General features: G+C 73.4%; 19 protein-coding genes. 10 read left to right on the forward strand and 9 right to left on the reverse strand.

From position 1 onward, the window contains the following. Positions 1-67: 67 nt before the first annotated feature. Both IF19_RS0125170 and IF19_RS0125175 read right to left on the reverse strand, forming a co-directional pair. On the reverse strand, positions 68-898 hold the full coding sequence (locus IF19_RS0125170) for an aldo/keto reductase (protein WP_030116176.1): 831 nt from the start codon (positions 896-898) through the stop codon (positions 68-70). A 251-nt stretch (positions 899-1149) separates the two neighbouring features. Further along, positions 1150-2043 (reverse strand): NAD-dependent protein deacetylase, encoded by an 894-nt coding sequence (locus tag IF19_RS0125175; protein WP_030116175.1) that lies wholly within the window; start codon positions 2041-2043, stop codon positions 1150-1152. A 250-nt stretch (positions 2044-2293) separates the two neighbouring features. Between IF19_RS0125175 and IF19_RS0125180 the strand changes: the two genes are divergently transcribed. After that, on the forward strand, positions 2294-2872 hold the full coding sequence (locus tag IF19_RS0125180; protein WP_030116174.1) for a snapalysin family zinc-dependent metalloprotease: 579 nt from the start codon (positions 2294-2296) through the stop codon (positions 2870-2872). 145 nt (positions 2873-3017) lie between these two features. On the opposite strand, the gene IF19_RS0125185 is transcribed toward IF19_RS0125180, so the two are convergent. Next, on the reverse strand, positions 3018-4202 hold the full coding sequence (locus IF19_RS0125185) for an SGNH/GDSL hydrolase family protein (protein ID WP_030276985.1): 1185 nt from the start codon (positions 4200-4202) through the stop codon (positions 3018-3020). Positions 4203-4252: 50 nt separating this feature from the next. Further along, the gene (locus IF19_RS0125190; protein ID WP_030116171.1) at positions 4253-4825 is read right to left on the reverse strand and encodes a TetR/AcrR family transcriptional regulator; all 573 of its coding nucleotides are present in this window, start codon (positions 4823-4825) and stop codon (positions 4253-4255) included. A gap of 82 nt (positions 4826-4907) precedes the next feature. On the opposite strand from IF19_RS0125190, the gene IF19_RS0125195 reads away from it, so the two are divergent. Further along, positions 4908-5399: an FBP domain-containing protein gene (locus tag IF19_RS0125195; RefSeq protein WP_030116170.1), complete on the forward strand. Its 492-nt coding sequence runs from the start codon at positions 4908-4910 to the stop codon at positions 5397-5399. A 45-nt stretch (positions 5400-5444) separates the two neighbouring features. On the opposite strand, the gene IF19_RS0125200 is transcribed toward IF19_RS0125195, so the two are convergent. After that, on the reverse strand, positions 5445-5936 hold the full coding sequence (locus IF19_RS0125200; RefSeq protein WP_030116169.1) for a flavodoxin family protein: 492 nt from the start codon (positions 5934-5936) through the stop codon (positions 5445-5447). Positions 5937-6244: 308 nt separating this feature from the next. Here IF19_RS0125200 and IF19_RS0125205 point away from each other — a divergent pair, with 308 nt between their 5' ends. From IF19_RS0125205 to IF19_RS1000000138445, 3 genes are all read left to right on the forward strand, one after another. Continuing rightward, positions 6245-6892, forward strand: a complete 648-nt coding sequence (locus IF19_RS0125205; RefSeq protein ID WP_030116168.1) for a DUF6518 family protein — start codon at positions 6245-6247, stop codon at positions 6890-6892. A 424-nt stretch (positions 6893-7316) separates the two neighbouring features. Beyond that, a complete protein-coding gene (locus IF19_RS0125210) occupies positions 7317-8567 on the forward strand; it encodes a cytochrome P450 (protein ID WP_030116167.1) in 1251 nt (416 codons plus the stop codon). Further along, positions 8564-8770 carry a ferredoxin gene (locus tag IF19_RS1000000138445; RefSeq protein ID WP_030116166.1) on the forward strand — a complete coding sequence of 69 codons (207 nt, stop codon included), beginning with the start codon at positions 8564-8566 and terminating at the stop codon, positions 8768-8770. The genes IF19_RS0125210 and IF19_RS1000000138445 overlap by 4 nt, the downstream gene beginning before the upstream one ends. A 168-nt stretch (positions 8771-8938) precedes the next feature. Here IF19_RS1000000138445 and IF19_RS0125220 read toward each other — a convergent pair whose 3' ends face one another. From IF19_RS0125220 to IF19_RS0125235, 4 genes are all read right to left on the reverse strand, one after another. Then, positions 8939-10282, reverse strand: a complete 1344-nt coding sequence (locus tag IF19_RS0125220; RefSeq protein WP_030116165.1) for a COG1361 family protein — start codon at positions 10280-10282, stop codon at positions 8939-8941. Between the two features lie 208 nt (positions 10283-10490). Next, positions 10491-11054: a tellurite resistance TerB family protein gene (locus IF19_RS0125225; RefSeq protein WP_030116164.1), complete on the reverse strand. Its 564-nt coding sequence runs from the start codon at positions 11052-11054 to the stop codon at positions 10491-10493. Between the two features lie 150 nt (positions 11055-11204). Further along, complete coding sequence (locus IF19_RS0125230; protein ID WP_030116163.1) at positions 11205-11861, reverse strand: DedA family protein; 657 nt, start codon at positions 11859-11861, stop codon at positions 11205-11207. 373 nt (positions 11862-12234) lie between these two features. After that, complete coding sequence (locus tag IF19_RS0125235; RefSeq protein ID WP_030116162.1) at positions 12235-12591, reverse strand: hypothetical protein; 357 nt, start codon at positions 12589-12591, stop codon at positions 12235-12237. Between the two features lie 239 nt (positions 12592-12830). Here IF19_RS0125235 and IF19_RS0125240 point away from each other — a divergent pair, with 239 nt between their 5' ends. From IF19_RS0125240 to IF19_RS0125260, 5 genes are all read left to right on the forward strand, one after another. After that, positions 12831-13349, forward strand: a complete 519-nt coding sequence (locus IF19_RS0125240; RefSeq protein ID WP_234310496.1) for a hypothetical protein — start codon at positions 12831-12833, stop codon at positions 13347-13349. 198 nt (positions 13350-13547) lie between these two features. After that, on the forward strand, positions 13548-14174 hold the full coding sequence (locus IF19_RS0125245; RefSeq protein WP_030116160.1) for a class I SAM-dependent methyltransferase: 627 nt from the start codon (positions 13548-13550) through the stop codon (positions 14172-14174). Positions 14175-14234: 60 nt separating this feature from the next. Continuing rightward, positions 14235-14918 (forward strand): response regulator transcription factor, encoded by a 684-nt coding sequence (locus IF19_RS0125250; RefSeq protein WP_030116159.1) that lies wholly within the window; start codon positions 14235-14237, stop codon positions 14916-14918. Further along, entirely contained in the window at positions 14915-16405 is a 1491-nt protein-coding gene (locus tag IF19_RS0125255) for a sensor histidine kinase (protein WP_050493922.1), read from the forward strand. The genes IF19_RS0125250 and IF19_RS0125255 overlap by 4 nt, the downstream gene beginning before the upstream one ends. After that, a complete protein-coding gene (locus IF19_RS0125260; RefSeq protein WP_030116157.1) occupies positions 16402-16983 on the forward strand; it encodes a hypothetical protein in 582 nt (193 codons plus the stop codon). Before IF19_RS0125255 ends, IF19_RS0125260 begins: the two co-directional genes overlap by 4 nt. The last annotated feature ends 28 nt before the right edge of the window (positions 16984-17011 follow it).

Genomic DNA, 17011 nt, shown 5'->3' on the forward strand with positions numbered 1-17011 from the left:
CTCGCCACACGGCGCGGGCCCGGCCCGGGGTGTCCCCGGGCCGGGCCCGCGTGCGGCCGTGTCCCGCTCAGCCGTTGAACGTGTCCGGGTCGGGGCCGGTGCGCTCGTCCCGGTTGAGGGCCGAGATCTCGCCGATGTCCCCCTCGGTCAGCTCGAAGTCGAAGAGCGCGAAGTTGTCCTGGATGCGCTTCAGCGTCACGGACTTGGGGAAGACGATGTCCCCGCGCTGGATGTGCCAGCGCAGCACCACCTGCGCCGGGGTCCGCTCCACCCGCTCCGCGATGCGGGTGATCGTGGGATCCGCCAGCACCTTGCCCTGGGCGATCGGGGACCACGCCTCGGTCGCGATGCCGTGCTCAGCCCCGAAGGCGCGGAGGGCGTCCTGGGTGAGGTACGGGTGGACCTCGATCTGGTTGACCGCGGGCACCACCGTGCTGTCGTCCAGCAGACGGCGCAGGTGGTTCTCCTGGAAGTTGGAGACCCCGATCGCCTTGACGCGCCCTGACCGGTAGATCTCCTCCAGGGCCTTCCAGGTCTCCACGAAGTCACCCGAACCGCCCGGCAGGGGCCAGTGGATGAGGAAGAGGTCCAGGTAGTCGAGGTCCAGTTCCTCCATGGTGCGGTCGAACGCCCGGAGGGCCTCGTCGTGGGCGTGCGCGCCGTTGTTCAGCTTGCTCGTGACGAAGACGTCGGCACGGTCGAGCCCCGATTCCCGGACCGCCTGGCCGACCTCCTTCTCGTTGCCGTACATCTGCGCCGTGTCGATGTGCCGGTAGCCGGTCTCCAGGGCGGCGACCGTCGTCTCGCAGGTCTCGTCCGGCGGGATCTGGAAGGTGCCGAAGCCGAGCTGGGGGATCGTCACGCCGTTGTTGAGGGTGATGGAGGGTACTGAGGGCACGGTTGCTCCTTGCTGTCTCGACGCCCGGAAGGCGGTGTGCGAAGGGTTACGGGGCGGCGCGGGCGGTCGCCCACCCCGCGAGGCCGTCGCACTCCGCTCTCTCTGCGGGGTACCCGACAGACCTGGCGGAAAACTACCCATAAGCATCTATACCGGTAATGCCTTGTGCGCGCAGAGTCACGGCGAGGCGCGGTCGGCCCCCCGTGTCCGGCGGGGCCGCCGACGTACCCCGTGGCCGCCCGGGCTCGGTGTCAGGCCGTCGCGCCGTCGGGGAGGGGGACACCGAGCCGGCCGGCCGCGGCGGTGAGGGCCGGCCCCAGCGGCAGGGCGACGCGGGTCACGGCGTGGCGGTCGCCCCGGGTTGCGTCCCGGTTGACGATCAGTACCGGCGTACCCGCGTCGGCGGCCTGGCGGACGAACCGGAGGCCGGACATCACGGTCAGCGAGGACCCCAGGACGAGCAGGGCGTACGCCCCGCGGACCAGTGCGCGGCACCGCTCGACCCGCTCCGGGGGCACGGCCTCCCCGAAGAACACCACGTCCGGCTTGAGGACGCCGCCGCAGACGACGCACGGCACCACGGTGAAGTCCCCGACCTGCTCGTCCGTGAGGTCGGCGTCCCCGTCCGGGTTCATCGCGGCGGCCACCGGCGCGAAGCCCTCGTTGGCCTCCTCCAGCCGGCGCGCCAGCTCGCGCCGCGCGCTCAGATCGCCGCAGGACAGGCAGATCACCCGGTCCAGCCGTCCGTGGAGGTCCACGGCGCCCTCGCTGCCGGCGGCCTGGTGCAGGCCGTCGACGTTCTGGGTGATCACGCCGGAGAGCAGCCCCCGCCGTTCGAACGCGGCCACGGCCCGGTGCCCGGCGTTGGGCCGGGCGCGGCCGAACGTACGCCAGCCGAGATGGCTGCGCGCCCAGTAGCGGCGGCGGGCCGCGGCGTCGGCGGTGAAGTCCTGGTACGTCATCGGGGTGTGGCGGCTCAGGCTCCCGCCCTCGCCCCGGTAGTCGGGGATGCCCGACTCCGTGGAGATGCCCGCCCCGCTCAGCACCAGAACGCCTCCGCCGCGCAGCGCCTCGACGACCGGTTCCAGGTCGGTCGTGCCCGGCGGCGGTTCCTCGGCGGAGGTCCAGCTGAGCGTGGGTCGCATGCGCATGCCCCCAGGGTACGGAACCGGTCCCCGGCGGTGCCGGGCCTCGTGCCGCCGACGGGTGAGGGTGCGTTTCCGGCCAGACGTGAATGGCAGGTGCATGATCAAGGTCCGTTCGCGGCATACGTTCCTGCGGCCCCGGGAGAGCGGAGACCGGCCGTCGTGGCCGCTCGGCTCCCCGCGAGCCGACCGCCCTCCCACTCGCCCGGCTCCCCGTGGAGCCGAGCCCCCCATGAGTGAAGGGACAGCAATGCTGGATTCGAGATGGTTCAAGACGGCCGGAGTCGCCGCGGCGATCACCCTGGCCACGGCGACGGCCTCGTACGCCGCTCCCGCCCCCGCCACGGCGGCGGAGAGCGCGGCGGCCGCGGTGACGCTCCGCTACGACGACAGCAGGGCCGCTGGCTGGGAGGCCGCGATCGCCGCGGGCGTCGCCTCCTGGAACGCGAACGTCGGCAACGTCAAGCTCGTCGAGGCCGCCCCCGGCACCCGTGCCGAGATCCAGATCGTGGCCACCAGCGGCTGGCCGCAGGCCACCCTCGGCCCGGTCCGCCCCGGCGGCCAGGCCCGGGTGGAGCTGGGCAGCCAGGCGGTCGCGCAGGGGCACGACAAGACCCGTATCGCCGCCCATGAACTCGGCCACAGCCTGGGGCTGCCCGACACCAAGCCCGGTCCCTGCTCGCAGCTGATGTCGGGATCCAGCGCCGGGACGAGTTGCGCGAACGCGGTTCCGAACGCCGCCGAACGGTCCCGCGTGGAGTCCGCCTACGCGCGCGGCCTCGCCTCCCTCGCGCCGGCCGACGGCCGGGTCCTGGTGGACGCCCCGTAACCGGAGCGGACGCCGGAGGGCGGGACGCCGTGGCCGTACGCTCCGGCTCCCGCCCGTCCGGCCCCGCCTGATTCCGGCCGTCCGGCTTCCGGCCCGTCCCCGGCCTTCACGGCTGTCGGCCCGTCACCGTGCTCGGCCCGCGCGGCTACCCGCCGTGCGGGGCGAACGGCCCGCCGGGACCGAAGGCGTGCCGGGCGAACCGCTCCGCGATACGACGGTGGGCGGCCGGGTCCGGATGGAGGGCGTCGGGCAGCGGGAGTTCGGCGTGGTCGCTCGCGCCGTAGAGTTCCAGCCCGTCCAGGTAGTGCAGGTGGGGGTCGGAGGCCGCCCGCTGCCCGACGACGCGGGCCAGCTCCTCCCGGATGACGGTGAGCGTGAGCTTCCCCGCCGCGACCTCCGCCGGGTCGCCGGCGGCCCGGAACCGCAGCCTCCCCTCGCCCATGGCGCGGGTGTCCGGGGCGGACGGCCCCGGGGTGTTCTCGTGGATGGGGCAGAGGATCGGCGAGACCACCAGCAGCGGAGTGGTGGGATGCCCCTCTCGGAGGGTGTCGAGGAAGCCGTGGACGGCAGGGCCGAACGCGCGCAGCCGCATCAGGTCCGCGTTGACCACGTTGATGCCGATCTTGACGCTGAGCAGGTCGGCCGGTGTGTCGCGCATGGCGCGGGCGGTGAAGGGGTCGAGCAGCGCACCGCCGCCGAAGCCCAGATTGATCAGGTCGGCCCGGCCGCCGGCCGCCGCGAGGGCGGGCCAGGTGCCGGTCGGCGTGGTCGCGTTGGAGCCGTGGCTGATGGAGCTGCCGTGGTGCAGCCAGACCGGCCGGCCGTTCGGCGGCGTGATCAGGACCGGAGCGTCGGTGCGCAGCGCGACCAGGCACGTCGTCTCGTCGTGCGGGAGCCAGAGTTCGACGTCCTTCTCGTCCTCCGGGAGCCCGGTGAAGCGGAGCGTCTCCGCCGGGCCCGGCAGGCTTTCCGCCGTCCCCGCGGCCATGTCGATGGTGAGCGTGTCCCCGCCGGCGGCGGTGGCCCGGCCCGCGAGGCGGCCGTCCACGAGGAGCTCGTACACCCCGTCGGGCCGCGGCGGCGCCCCGACGTAGACCCGCTTGGTGGCCACCACGTCCAGCTCCACGGTGGTGGCCCGGGTGCGGAACGCCAGCCGGACCCCGGCGGGCTGCGACTCGGCCATGGCGAGCTGGCCGTCCGGGATCTGCCGCCGGGCCGCTGCGGGCAGCCGGTGCGGCAGGACCCCGCGCCCGGTGCGCTCCAGGTCGAGGGCGCCCCGCAGGATGCCGGTGGTGATCGGGGTGGTGGTCCAGCCGTGGGGGGTGCTCATGTGCTCGGTCTCTTCGTTCTTCGTGAGGGGGATACGGGATGTGCGCGGGGTCAGGAGGGGGCGGGCCAGTTCCGCAGCAGGGAGTCGAGCGCGTCGAGAATCTCCGTCCAGCTCTCCTGGGAGCCCGGGGAGCTGTGGCTGAAACCACCGGCCCCCTCCAACTCCACGTAGCCGGTGAAGAATCCGCCCAGGAGCCGCACCGCGTGCGTCTCCCGCGGCTCGTCCAGGTCGTAGCCCCGCAGGATCGCCCGTGTCAGCCGGGAGTGCCGCGGGCCCGCGCTCGCCGCGGCCGTCTCCGGGTCCAGCCGGTACCGGGCCGCGGCGAAACGGCCGGGGTGCCGGAGCGCGTAGTCGCGGTAGGCGTCGGCGAAAGCGCCGAGCGCGTCCCGGCCCGCCCGCCCCGCGATGGCCGCGGACGCCTCGTCCGCGAGCTCCTCCAGGGCCAGCAGGGCGATCCGCGTCCGGAGGTCGTGGGCGTTCCTCACGTGCGAGTACAGGCTCGCGGTGCGCACGCCCAGCGTGCGGGCGAGCTCCGACGGGGTCACCTGCTCGAAACCGATCTCGTCCGCCAGCTCGGCTCCGGCCCGGACCACGCTCTCCGCGTCCAGCCCTGCTCGCACCATGCCACTCCTCGAAGATCTCCCGATGATTGCCTAAAGAAATATACGTTTGCCTAATAGTTTTAGGCAACTTAGCGTGGTGCGTATGAAGCCCCTGACCGAGCAAGAGATCCGTACCGCCTTCGTGAACTGCACCAAGGGCGAGGCCAAGCGCCTGTCCGTGCCCCGCGATCTGGCCGACCGTCCCTGGGAGGACCTGGACTTCCTGGGCTGGCGCGACCCGCAGGCCCCCGACCGGGCGTATGTGGTGCTGCCGACCGGGGAGAGGCCAATCGCCGTCCAGCTCCGCTCCTCCGACGCGGGCTCCTGGCAGACCCGCCGCAGCATGTGCTCGATCTGCGTGACCGTCCACACCGGGGGCGTCTCCCTCCTGGTGGCGCCCAAGTCGGGCAAGGCGGGCCAGCAGGGCAACTCGGTCGGTGCGTACATGTGCAGCGACCTCGCCTGCTCCCTCTACGTACGGCGGAAGAAGGACGCGGGTACGGGCGGCCGGCTCCGCGAGTCCCTCACGCTGGAGCAGCAGATCGAACGGACCGTCGCGAACCTCGCCGCGTTCATCGCCAAGGTGACCGCGTGATCCCGTACCCGCGCGGTGCCGCAAGGAGCGGCTGGGCGCGGGCGGTCAGACCGCCCGGCCCGACTCCTCCCGCAGGCGCTCGGCGAAGGAGCGGGCGGCTGACAGGTCGTCGGCGTCCGGTCGCCGCTTGTTGAGGCCGCCGACGATTCTGAACGGCGCCCAGGTGTCGAAGGCGCGGCACGCGAAGGCCGGCCCGTGCACGTCGAACCCCTTGCTGTCGAGCAGGCGGGTCAGCGGCCGGGTGAACGGCGCCATCGGGATTTCGGGGAGGCCGCTGGTCGCGAAGACGAACGCGCGGGCCCGCGGACTCCTCGGGCCCCGCGTGGCGGGGAGGGTGCGCGCGAAGGCGGTCAGGCGGGGGTGAAGCCTGCCGTGGAACACACCCGAGCCGAACCCCACGAGATCGGCGGCGGCCAGCTCCCTCGGGTCGGCCTCCTCCGGGGTGACGACGCTCGCGCCCAGCACCCGGGCCATGGCGTCGGCGACCCGGAGGGTGTTCCCGTGCGACACGGAGACGCAGACGATGACGGCTTTCATGGCGGAGGTTCCTTCTCCCGGCCCCGCGGCGAATCCGCGGAGGTGCGCGTGAGGGCAGGGCTCCGGCGGCGCGTCCCGTGCCGTTTCGCCGTGCCCACACGGGACAGACCGCGTAGCCGCGCGGAATCTGACACCGTGCGGCGTCGGGTGCGTCACGCATCCGGCGCCCAGGGCGCGCCCGGAGGCTCTCGACCGGGTCCGCCATGGGGAAGGTGCGGGCGTCGCGCGGGCACGGGACGGGCGGTGCGAGCCCCGTCCCCTCGCTGGCTATGCATCGAGGGTATACATGCCATGTATAGTTCCGGACCATGGCTCTTCTGACCGCGTCCCGGCGCGACACCCTCAACACTCCCGTCGCCGTCCTCACCGCGACCGCCCTCTTCGGGCTCCTGCTCGGCTGGGCGACGTACGGCCTGCACGGACTGACCCCCGTGCTGGACCGGGCGACGAACTCGACGTCCACCTGGATCATCTGGACCGCCGCGGCCGGTGCGCTGTTCCGCTCCCGGTGGCTCGCCGTCTGGGGCGGGGCGTTGATGATGCTCGCCACCTGTTGCGGCTATTACGCGGCGTCCGCCCTCGGGGGCACGTTCGGGAGCGGGGGGCTCGGAACCGCCGCCGTCTGGGCGGTGGCCGGAATGGCCGGAGGCCCCCTGCTGGGATGGGCGGGGTGGACCGTACGGCGCGGGCGGGGCGACCTGCGAGCGGTCGCCGGGGCCGTTGTCGCCATGGTGGTGCTGGGGGAGGGGCTCTGGATGGGGCTGGCGCTCCGCTACTGGGGGGAAGCGACCGTCTTCCTGGCCGTCGGCGCGCTGCTGGCCGCCCTGCTGACCGTCTACCTCGCGCGCACCGGGGCGCGCCGCTCCTGGCTGTGCGCCGTGCTCGCACCCGTGGGCGCTCTCGTCTTCTACCTCGCCGAGAGGACCATCCTCCACAGCCTGATCGGAACGGCGTGACGCCGTCCGGCCTCCCGCTCGCCCAACGCGCGGGTCGCGGTCGCTCGTTCCGCCCCCGGAGAACGGTGCGGGCGCCGGTGCTCCCGGACCGGTCTCCGCAGTGCGACGGCCGGGCCGGTCTCCGCAACGCGACGGACAGGGCCCTCCGGTGCGGACGCCACCGTTCCGTTCCGGACGCGTTCATGAACGGATCCGGCCCCGCGCGGGTGGCGTTTTCGCCACCGTCGTGGGGCCGCGACCGTCCGACCTCGGCGCATGCGCGGCTGTTCGGATCTGTGCGAACGGCACCAGCCAGATCGCGGGGTCCCGCGAAGTGGCCGATCCACGTGTCGACGTATTAGGTGCCTGAGGCATCCAATTGGGTGTGAGGTCCGGAGCGGCCCGCTCCGGACCTATCACCGAGCACTGCGAGGCGACCGATCCCATGACGGAATCCACGACGGAACCGGCCCGCCAGGACGCCGCCCTCACCGGCGCCACCACCGAACCGACCTCCGCCCCACCGTTCCCGCAGGACCGCGAGTGCCCCTACCACCCGCCCACCGGGTACGAACCGCTGCGCGCGGACCGGCCGTTGAGCCGGGTCACGCTCTACGACGGACGCCCGGTCTGGGCCGTCACCGGACACGCCCTGGCCCGCCGCCTCCTGGCCGACCCCCGACTCTCCACCGACCGCACCCACCCCGCCTTCCCCGTCCCGGCCGAGCGGTTCGCGCAGACCCGGCAGCGGCGTGTGGCCCTGCTCGGCGTCGACGACCCCGAGCACAACACCCAGCGCAGGATGCTCATCCCGAGCTTCTCCGTGAAACGGATCGCCGCGCTGCGCCCCCGTATCCAGGAGACGGTGGACCGGCTGCTGGACGCCATGGAGCGGCAGGGGCCGCCGTCCGAACTGGTCGCCGACTTCGCGCTGCCGGTGCCGTCCATGGTGATCTGCGCCCTCCTCGGCGTGCCCTACGCCGACCACGCGCTCTTCGAGGGCTGTTCGCGCCGGCTCCTGCGCGGTCCGGGCGCGGACGACGTGGACGCGGCCCGCGTCGAACTGGAGGAGTACCTCGGCGCGTTGATCGACCGCAAACGCGCCGATCCGGGGGAGGGGCTGCTGGACGAGCTGATCCACCGGGACCGTCCGGACGGACCCGTGAGCCGGGAGGACCTCGTCTCCTTCGCCCTGATCCTGCTCGTCGCCGGACACGAGACGACCGCGAACATGATCTCGCTCGGCACGTTCACCCTGCTGCGCCACCCCGGTCAACTGGCGGCGCTGCGCTCGGGGGAGACCACGACGGCCGTCGTGGTCGAGGAGTTGCTGCGCTTCCTCTCCATCGCCGAGGGGCTGCAACGCCTCGCGATCGAGGACATCGAGGTGGACGGGACGACGATCCGCGAGGGGGAGGGCGTCTTCTTCTCCACCTCGCTCGTCAACCGCGACGCCGACGTGTTCGCGGACCCGGAGACCCTGGACTGGGAGCGGTCCGCCCGGCACCACCTCGCGTTCGGCTTCGGCGTCCACCAGTGCCTGGGACAGAACCTGGCCCGCGCCGAACTCGACATCGCGCTCCGCACGCTCTTCGAACGGCTGCCCGCGCTCAGGCTCGCCGTACCGGCGGACGAGGTGAGGCACAAGCCCGGCGACACCATCCAGGGCCTGCTCGAACTGCCCGTGGCCTGGTGAGCGGCGTGGACGTCCAGGTAAACAGGGAACGCTGCGTGGGAGCCGGCATGTGCGCGCTGACCGCGCCGGAGGTGTTCACACAGGACGACGACGGTTTCAGCGAGGTGCGTCCCGGTGGCACGGCCGCCACCGCAGGCCACCCGCTGGTACGCGATGCCGCACGGGCCTGCCCGGTCGGGGCGGTGACCCTGACCGACGACTGACCCTCGCGGGGCCGGACGCCGGAACGGGCCCGGTGGGGCGGGTGGGCACCCGCCCCACCGGGCCGCGGCCGTCAGGACGTGTCCGGCGGACCGGGATCGGACAGGCCGTGCCGGTCATCGCGGACCCGGCCGAATCCGCCGGGCACGCCCTGCGCGTCCGGGCACGCCCTACGCGGCGGGGGTCGGGTTGACCGTCACCCAGCCCTTGTCGTTGCCCGGCTTCGGGTCGTGCGGGAACGACGTGCCCGCGATCACCGGACGCAGGGCCACCAGTCCCTTGGCGTCGGGCACGACCGTGTCGACGCGCAGGTCGAAGCGGAACGTGCGCACCGCGTCCTCCAGCACCCAGTACGGCATCTCGCACACATAGCGCGGAGCGCCCGTACGGCCCGGCCGGTAGCCGCCGTCCAGCGTGCGGGGGTCGCACGCGGCCGGCGCACGGGTGACGGTGACGCCCTCGGGAACGGTGAAGTCGACGAGGGCGACCGCGTCACCGGAGCCGAGGTTGCCGATCCAGGCGGGCCCCTTGTTCCGGAAGGTGAGCGCGGCCTTCACGGTCTCGCCCGCCGCGCCGGAGACCTTGGACCCCCGCACCGCGAAATCGGCCGTGTTCACCGCGTCCACGGCGAGGATCCGGTAGTTGTTCCCCTCGTCGATGTCCGTGGCGCCGCCCCCGGGCCGCACGTCCACGTCGAGGCGCTCCCTGAGGGCGTGCTCCGCCACGGCTATCCGCAGAGGCTCCGGCAGCGTGAAGGTCTCACCGGGCCGCAGCACCCGGTCGAAGGCGCATTCCGCCCGCGACATGGGCGCGTACTCGTCGTCGCCCGTCCGCGTGTACGTGCACGCGTCGTACCGCGACTCGTACCCGAGGCCGTGCGACGCCATCATCCCCAGGGTGAAGCCCTGGGCGGGCTCCGCGCCCGCGTTGGTCACCGAGAGCGGCACCGTGTGCACCGTCCCCGGGGTGGCACCCTCGATCGCGTCGAGCCCGTCCAGCACGAGGTCCGGTCCGGAGGAGACGGTGAGCGTCGTGTCGAACGAGTCCAGCGGAGCCTCCAGCGTCCCGTCCGGGCCGCCGGTCGCACTCGCCGCGTACGTGATCCGGCCCCGGGCCCCCGCCTCTGCCCCGTCCGCGGCACGGACCTCCAGCCGCACCTGGGGGGTGTGGTCCCCGCCCGTCACCGGCACCTCGGCGACGGAGCACAGGGCGCTCGTCCCGCTGGGCGCGCAGTTCTCCGGCCAGGACACCTCGGCCACGCCCGCGAGGCCGGAAACGTCGACGGTCAGACGGCCGTCCGTCACGGTGAAGTTGTCGTTGTCGTGGTACAGGCCGACCTCGACCGGGGTGGCGGCCCCGCCTGCCTGCAGGTTCTTCTCGTACGGTGCGGCGATCCACAGCTGGTCGGACTCCGCGGCGGACGCCGGCGCCGCCAGGCCGGCCAGCAGGATTCCGGCGGTCGCGAAGGCTCCGGCGCCGAAGCGGACCAAGGGGTGGACGGAGACGGGTCTCATGGCTCTCCAGTGTCTGGACACGTAGTACTCCCGCCGTGGCACGAGATGCCCCGGCCACCATAAGACGATCAAGGAACACACAGGGTTGTACCGGGTTCCGCTTCGATGCGAACGGGTCGCCGGAGGGGGTCCGTCGCCTCCGGCGACCCGGCGCGAAGCCTTCAGCGAAGCCGGGCGGGTGCGGCCCCGCGGCGCTCTCGAACCGGCCTCACAGGCCGAACTCCTGCGGGGAGACCCCGAGCGCCGTGCACGCCTCGCGCAGCACCTGGGCCTCGGCCGGGGCGATGTACCCGTCCGCACCGGCGATCACGAAGCCGGTCTGGACGACCGCCTTGGCCTCCACCGGCTTCTTCGCCGCCTTGGCGATCTCCTGCAGGGCGTCGGCCCTGCCCTGCGGGAAGTTGAACATCAGCTGGTCGACGTGCTTGTTGAACCTCTGCCGCAACTGCTCCGGGGGGAAGTTCTGCAGAACGTCGTTCTGCAGGATCAGACTCTCCACATGCTGCCGCTCAGCGGGGTCGACGGAGCCGTCGGCGGCCGCGACCAGCGCGCACATCGCCATACTCGCGTCCCGGTACGCCCCGCTCTTCAGCTCGGTCTTGAGCGACCCCAGCTGGGACTTGAGCAGCCCCACCAGCTTCTCCTTCGAGCCGCCGCCCGCTCCCGCTCCCGGCTGCCGGCCCCCGGCCGTGCCTCCGGAGGCCTGCCCGGCCCCCTGCGACTGCTGCTGCAGCCCCTTGGCCTGTTCCTTGATGCGGTCCCACATGGCCATGCCTGCCACCTCGTCGATCGGATCGATGGTCCGCGCACCGCGCGCGGCCCCGTGCAACGGTCGTCTGTGAAGAAGAGCCCGTCGGCGGTCCCCGCCGGGTCACCGGTGAGCCGTCACCGGCCGCCGGCGCCGGCCCGTCCGCCGCACCGCTCACACGCGGTCCTTCCGTCGCTCACCCCGGCGGGCACGCACCCTGCGGACGACCGCCACCACCAGCGCCGCGACGACCAGGACCAGCACCACCTTGGAAAGCACTCCGACGTAGCGCTCCACGAGATCCCACTGGTCCCCCAGCAGGTAGCCCGCCATCACGAGGATGAAGTTCCAGATGAAACTGCCGAGCGCGGTGAAGAGCACGAACGTCGGCAGCGGCATCCGCTCGACGCCGGCCGGCACGCTGATCAGGCTGCGGAAGATCGGAATCATCCGGCCGAAGAAGATGGCCTTCATCCCGTGCTTCCGGAACCACCGTTCGGTCTTCTCCAGGTCGGACACCTTCACCAGGGGCAGCCGCTCCCACAGGGCGTACATGCGCTCCCGGCCGAAGAGAGCGCCTATCCAGTAGAGCGCGACAGCGCCCACCACCGACCCCAGCGTCGTCCAGAAGAGGGCGGAGAACAGGCTGATCACACCCTGCCCCGCGGCGAAGCCCGTCAGCGGCAGGATGACCTCGCTCGGCAGCGGAGGAAAGAGGTTCTCCAGCGCGATCGCCAGCCCCGCTCCGGGACCTCCCATGGTTTCGACGAGGCCGGTCGCCCACCCCGCGATGCCGCTCGTCGGCTCCGAGGCGAGGGGGAAGTGCTGCATATGCGTCTGCTCCAGGGATGGTTCGGGGCCGTGACCGGATGACCGGCCGACCCGGCCTCGTGAGGTGCGGTCGGGAAACACGCCAGCCGCCCGTGCGCTGCCGCGGCAGCACGCTGCTCCGGGCTGCTGTCGACGGGACACGGGCCGTGCGTGCGGAAAGGGGGCGCATGACGGAATGCGCGGTGAACAAGGGGAAAGCGCCATGGCGCGCGTTCATCGGCGGACGGGCGGCGCCCGGAGACCACCCGGTTCGTCCACCGTGGCGAGCTGCGACGGTCCGACGAGCCGGCGCGACGGCCGAACCGTCGGCTGCGGTCGTGCGGTCAGTGGTCCTGCGGGGGGACGCGCGGAAAGGCTCGGAGGGCGCGCTTGCTCAGCAGCGAAGGACCCGGGCCTGGACAGGGCTCCGCGATCCTGTGTGCGCGGCCTGCTGCCGGGTGATGACCGCCGTGCCGTCGTGCGGATCGGGCGATGCACAGAAAACCCCCGCCGGAACGGGGAAGGACGCGGTCGCGCTCCCCGCCTTGTGGCGCTGCTGCAGCGTGGCGTCACCGTCCGCGCCGGCCGGCGGCATGCCCGGCCCCGACGGATCCCATACGGAGACGGCCGGGGAGTGAGCCACCGCGTCGCCCGCGGGGGACGCCTGCGCGAAGGAACCGGGAGCGAACGTCGACACCAGCAGGAGCACGGCGATACCGGCGTAGAGGGCCAGCATCTCCCTGCGGCGCATTCCTACGCTCCCTGTCCCGGATGATTCGGCTCGTGGAACGACGTGCCCGAGCCGCTCGGCGTATCGCCGCCGCAGGACTGCACTGTAACAGTCCGATCTGAAGCGAACCTGAAGATCATTTCGGCCGCGGCCGATCGGGCGCGATGCGCGGCGGCAGGGCGAGCCGCAGCCGCCGAACTACCGTGCGGACATGGGGGAATCCGTCCTTCCGCCACCATGCTCTGGCTACGCTCCGGACCATGGCAACCATGGGAAAGACACAGGCGAGACGAGTCATGGCAGCACTGGTCGGGGCGGCCGCGGCGGTGGTGTTCGGCGTCGGCGGCGCGCTCGCGGTGGGCACGTCGGACGACGGGCCGGCCGGCCCGGCGCCGGTCGAGAGCGTGCCTCCGGCGTCGGCCGGCGGCGGGGAGGTCTCGGGCGGCTCCGACGGCGGGAGCCCGAGCGGCTCCGGAGGCTCCGTCGGGGGCGTGAGCGAGGGCGGTTCCGACGGCTCGGACAGCGGCGGGAACGTGAGCGGGTCCGGCGGCACGGACGGCGGCGTCTCCGGATCCTCCGGAGGGCCCGGGCCCAGCGCGAGCCCGAGCGGGCCGCCCCCCACCGGCGGACCCGGCCCCACGCCCTCGGATCCCACGGATCCCGCGGACCTCGCGGAGCGGATCGACGCGTTGGAGAAGAAGGTCGACGAACTGCCCACGAAGAAGGAACTGGCGGACGCCCTGCGCGCGTTCGCCGACTCCCTGGAGGAACAGGGCTGAGCGCCGGACGGCCGACGGGGCGCCGGAGCCGGACGTCACGGCTCCTGGCGACGGTCCTCGCCCGCCCCGTCGGCCACCGTCCGTGACCAGCCGCCCTCACACGGGCGGGAAGCGGCACGTACGCGAGCGGGGGAAACCCCGTACGGCCCGCTCGATTATGCTCCTGCCCGGGGGAGACGGCCGGAAGAACGGGACAGCATGACGGGGCAGCGCGACCGCTGGGCGGAACTCACCGGGGGACAGGCGGGGGAGGAGTACGCGCGGCGCTTCGCCCGGCTCGCCGCGTCGGGCCAGGACGTCCACGGGGAGGCCGCCTTCTGCACCGCGCTGGTGGAGCCCGCCGCCAAGGTGCTCGACGCGGGCTGCGGAACCGGCCGCGTCGCGATCCGCCTCGCCGAACTGGGCCACCGCTGCACAGGCGTGGACGTCGACACCTCGATGCTCGCCGTCGCCCGGCGCGAAGCGCCCGGCCAGGACTGGCGTGCGGGCGACCTCGCCCGGCTGGACGCCCTCGGCCTGGACGCCGACTTCGACCTGGTGCTCGCCGCCGGCAACGTCATCCCCCTCCTCGCCCCCGGCACCGGGGAAGCCGTCGTCGCCCACCTCGCCGCCGCCCTGCGCCCCGGCGGCCTGCTGGTCACCGGCATGGGACTGGACGCGGCCCACCTGCCGCTGGCGGAAGCGCCCCTGACTCTCGCCGAGTTCGACGACTGGTGCGCCCGGGCCGGGCTGGCACTGGGGCAGCGGTACGCGACCTGGAGCGGCGACCCCTACCACGAGGGCGGCGGGTACGCGGTGAGCGTCCACATCCTCCCCACCGCGTGAGGCGCGACGACCCGGCAGCCCCCGTCCCCCGTCCCCACTCCCAGCGCCTGGAGATCCGGCATGCCACGCGTCGTCCTGGTCGAAGACGACCCGTCCGTACGGGACGGCGTCGAGATGGGTCTCCTCCGCCGCGGCCACGACGTCCTCGCCACCGCGACCGGTGAGGCCGGCCTGGAGGCGGTGAACACCTTCCGCCCCGACCTGCTGCTGCTCGACCTGATGCTCCCCGGAATGGACGGCGTCGAGGTGTGCCGCCGGGTGCGCGCCCGCGGCCAGCTGCCGATCATCATGCTCACCGCGCGGGGCGACGACGTCGACATCGTCGTCGGCCTGGACGCCGGAGCGGACGACTACGTCGTCAAACCCGCCCGCACCGAGGTCATCGAGGCCCGCATCCGCGCCGTGCTGCGCGGCGTCGAAGCACCTGCCGGCGTACGGCACCTCGTCGAACACCACGGCGCCCTCGCCGTCGACCGCGCCGGGCACACCGTCGTCCGGGCGGGCGAGCCGGTCGCCCTGGCGCCGTCCGAGCTGAAGCTGCTGCTGTTCCTGTCCGCCGAACCGGGCCGGGTGTTCAGCCGCCAGGACCTCCTCGAAGAGGTGTGGGACCACAGCTACCACAGCGATGTGCGGCTGGTGGACGCCTGCGTACGCCGCCTGCGCGTCAAGATCGAGGACCGGCCCGACACTCCCCGGTACATCCAGACCCAGCGGGGGTTCGGCTACCGCTTCGGCCCGCTGTGAAGCTGCCCGCGGCGACCGCCGCGTTCGGCGTCCGCACCCGGCTGGTGCTCGCGTTCCTCCTGGTCGCCGCCGTCAGCGCGGTCACGACCGCCGCGCTGACCTACCGCGAGGCACGCAACGCGGTCCTCGAACGCGCCCAGGACACGGCCGTCGCCTCGTTCCGCGAGGAGGCCGAACGGTTCGTCCCCCGCCTGCCGCTGGACCGGGAAGCGGTCCGGTGGGAGCTGTACGACATCGCGGCGCGCTCCAAGCCCCACCCGTGGATCGTGTTCGCCGAGTACGCGTCGGTCCGCGTCTCCTCGGGCGACCGGCCCGCCTCGGGGGTCCTGACCGCCGAACTGCGCCGCTCGGCGCGCACCTCGCCGCGCGGGGCCTTCCAACGGGTGGTCAAGGACGGGGACGCGTATCTGACGATCGGGATGCCGGTGATGACACGGGTCGTCGCGGGCGGACCCGCCGTCCCCAGCGGACTGGTCCTCTACGCCGTGATGTCCCTGGTGAACGAGGAGACCGACATCGACGCCCTGGTGACCGCCGCCCGCGACGGCGCGCTGCCGGGACTGGCCGCGGCCCTGGTGCCCGCCCTGCTGGCCGCGCGCAGCGTGCTGCGGCCCGTCCGCGAACTGCGACGCGCCGCCCACTCCATGGGCGGCGGCCGGCTCGACACCCGTATCGCCGTGCGCGGCCGAGACGAGATGGCCGACCTCGCCCGCACGTTCAACGCCTCCGCCGCCCGCCTCGAACACTCCGTGCGGGAGCTGCGGGACGCCGGGACCCGCGCCCGGCGCTTCGCCTCGGACGTCTCCCACGAACTGCGCACCCCGCTCGCCGGGATGCTCGCCGTCACGGACGTGCTCGACGAGGACGCCGAGAGGCTCGACCCGGACACCGCGCGGGCGGTACGCCTGATCAGCGCCGAGACGGGGAAGCTGGCCCTGCTCGTGGAGGACCTGATGGAGATGTCCCGCTTCGACGCCCGCGTAGCCGAGCTGAACACCGACGAGGTGGACGCGGCGGAGGCCGTCCGCAGAACGCTGTCCGGCCGCCGGTGGCACGAGCGGGTCGGCACGGAACTGCCCGACGGCATACGCGTCCGCCTCGACCCGCGCCGCTTCGACGTGATCGTGGCCAACCTCGTCGGCAACGCCCTGCGCCACGGCGCGGAACCGGTCACCGTACGGCTGTCGCGACGTGCCGGCGCCCTGGCGGTCGAGGTACGGGACCACGGCGCGGGCATCGCCGACACCGTCCTGCCGCACGTCTTCGACCGCTTCTACAAGGCGGACGCCGCCCGCTCCCGCTCCCCGGGCAGCGGCCTCGGCCTCGCGATCGTCCAGGAGAACGTACGGCTGCACGGCGGCACGGTCGACGCGCGGAACGCGCCCGGCGGCGGCGCGCTGTTCACCGTGGAACTGCCCTTCGACGGGCCGGCCTCCCGCGAGGAGGGTTCGCGGAGCGGGCCCGGCCGGACGGAGTGCGCCCCATGAGGAGGCGGACAGGCCGGGCGGCCCGGCTCGCCGTCCTGCTGGCGCTCGCCCCGGTGCCGCTCAGCGGCTGCGGAATCCAGGAGACCGAGGTCGTCGAGGCCGGGAGGCCGGCCGTCGGCGACCTGCTACCGCCGCGCGAGACCCGGTTGCTGCTGTTCTTCCACGGCCCGGACGGCGAACTGCTTCCCGTGCCCCGCATCGTCGACGTCCCCTGGCACAGCGGCGGTTCGCCAGCGGACGGCGAGGAGGCGGACCAGGCGCTCTCGCCGCTCGCCGCCGTCACCGCCCAGCTCACCGGTCCCGACGAGGACGAGCGCCGGGCCGGTTTCCGCAACGACTCCTCGCTGCCGGGCACGGCGTCCGCCGTGGACCGGGTCGTGACGGACGGGCCCGCTGTCGAGGTCCGGCTGACCACCGGGGTGCGCACGCTCACCGCCCCCGCCCGCGACCAGCTCGTCTGCACGGCCGCCTACGCGGCGCACCCCAAGGGGTCCCGGCCCGTCGCCCTGGCCGGCCGGGACGGACGTCTGCCCCCGGCCGACTGCTCCGTCCGCCCGGTCCCGGCCCCGGCACGCTGATCAGGGGCCCGGCCACGGCGACAGGGCG

The organism is Streptomyces californicus (assembly GCF_000717645.1).
Taxonomy (GTDB): domain Bacteria; phylum Actinomycetota; class Actinomycetes; order Streptomycetales; family Streptomycetaceae; genus Streptomyces; species Streptomyces californicus.

Coding starts and splice junctions, on each gene's coding strand:
- IF19_RS0125195 (WP_030116170.1), top strand. CDS start 4,908: ATGAAGCCCCTGACCGAGCAAGAGATCCGTACCGCCTTCGTGAACTGC.
- IF19_RS0125260 (WP_030116157.1), top strand. CDS start 16,402: ATGAGGAGGCGGACAGGCCGGGCGGCCCGGCTCGCCGTCCTGCTGGCG.
- IF19_RS0125210 (WP_030116167.1), top strand. CDS start 7,317: ATGACGGAATCCACGACGGAACCGGCCCGCCAGGACGCCGCCCTCACC.
- IF19_RS0125205 (WP_030116168.1), top strand. CDS start 6,245: ATGGCTCTTCTGACCGCGTCCCGGCGCGACACCCTCAACACTCCCGTC.
- IF19_RS0125230 (WP_030116163.1), bottom strand. CDS start 11,861: ATGCAGCACTTCCCCCTCGCCTCGGAGCCGACGAGCGGCATCGCGGGG.
- IF19_RS0125235 (WP_030116162.1), bottom strand. CDS start 12,591: ATGCGCCGCAGGGAGATGCTGGCCCTCTACGCCGGTATCGCCGTGCTC.
- IF19_RS0125220 (WP_030116165.1), bottom strand. CDS start 10,282: ATGAGACCCGTCTCCGTCCACCCCTTGGTCCGCTTCGGCGCCGGAGCC.
- IF19_RS0125200 (WP_030116169.1), bottom strand. CDS start 5,936: ATGAAAGCCGTCATCGTCTGCGTCTCCGTGTCGCACGGGAACACCCTC.
- IF19_RS0125180 (WP_030116174.1), top strand. CDS start 2,294: ATGCTGGATTCGAGATGGTTCAAGACGGCCGGAGTCGCCGCGGCGATC.
- IF19_RS0125240 (WP_234310496.1), top strand. CDS start 12,831: ATGGCAACCATGGGAAAGACACAGGCGAGACGAGTCATGGCAGCACTG.
- IF19_RS0125175 (WP_030116175.1), bottom strand. CDS start 2,043: ATGCGACCCACGCTCAGCTGGACCTCCGCCGAGGAACCGCCGCCGGGC.
- IF19_RS0125250 (WP_030116159.1), top strand. CDS start 14,235: ATGCCACGCGTCGTCCTGGTCGAAGACGACCCGTCCGTACGGGACGGC.
- IF19_RS0125225 (WP_030116164.1), bottom strand. CDS start 11,054: ATGGCCATGTGGGACCGCATCAAGGAACAGGCCAAGGGGCTGCAGCAG.
- IF19_RS0125185 (WP_030276985.1), bottom strand. CDS start 4,202: ATGAGCACCCCCCACGGCTGGACCACCACCCCGATCACCACCGGCATC.
- IF19_RS0125190 (WP_030116171.1), bottom strand. CDS start 4,825: ATGGTGCGAGCAGGGCTGGACGCGGAGAGCGTGGTCCGGGCCGGAGCC.
- IF19_RS0125245 (WP_030116160.1), top strand. CDS start 13,548: ATGACGGGGCAGCGCGACCGCTGGGCGGAACTCACCGGGGGACAGGCG.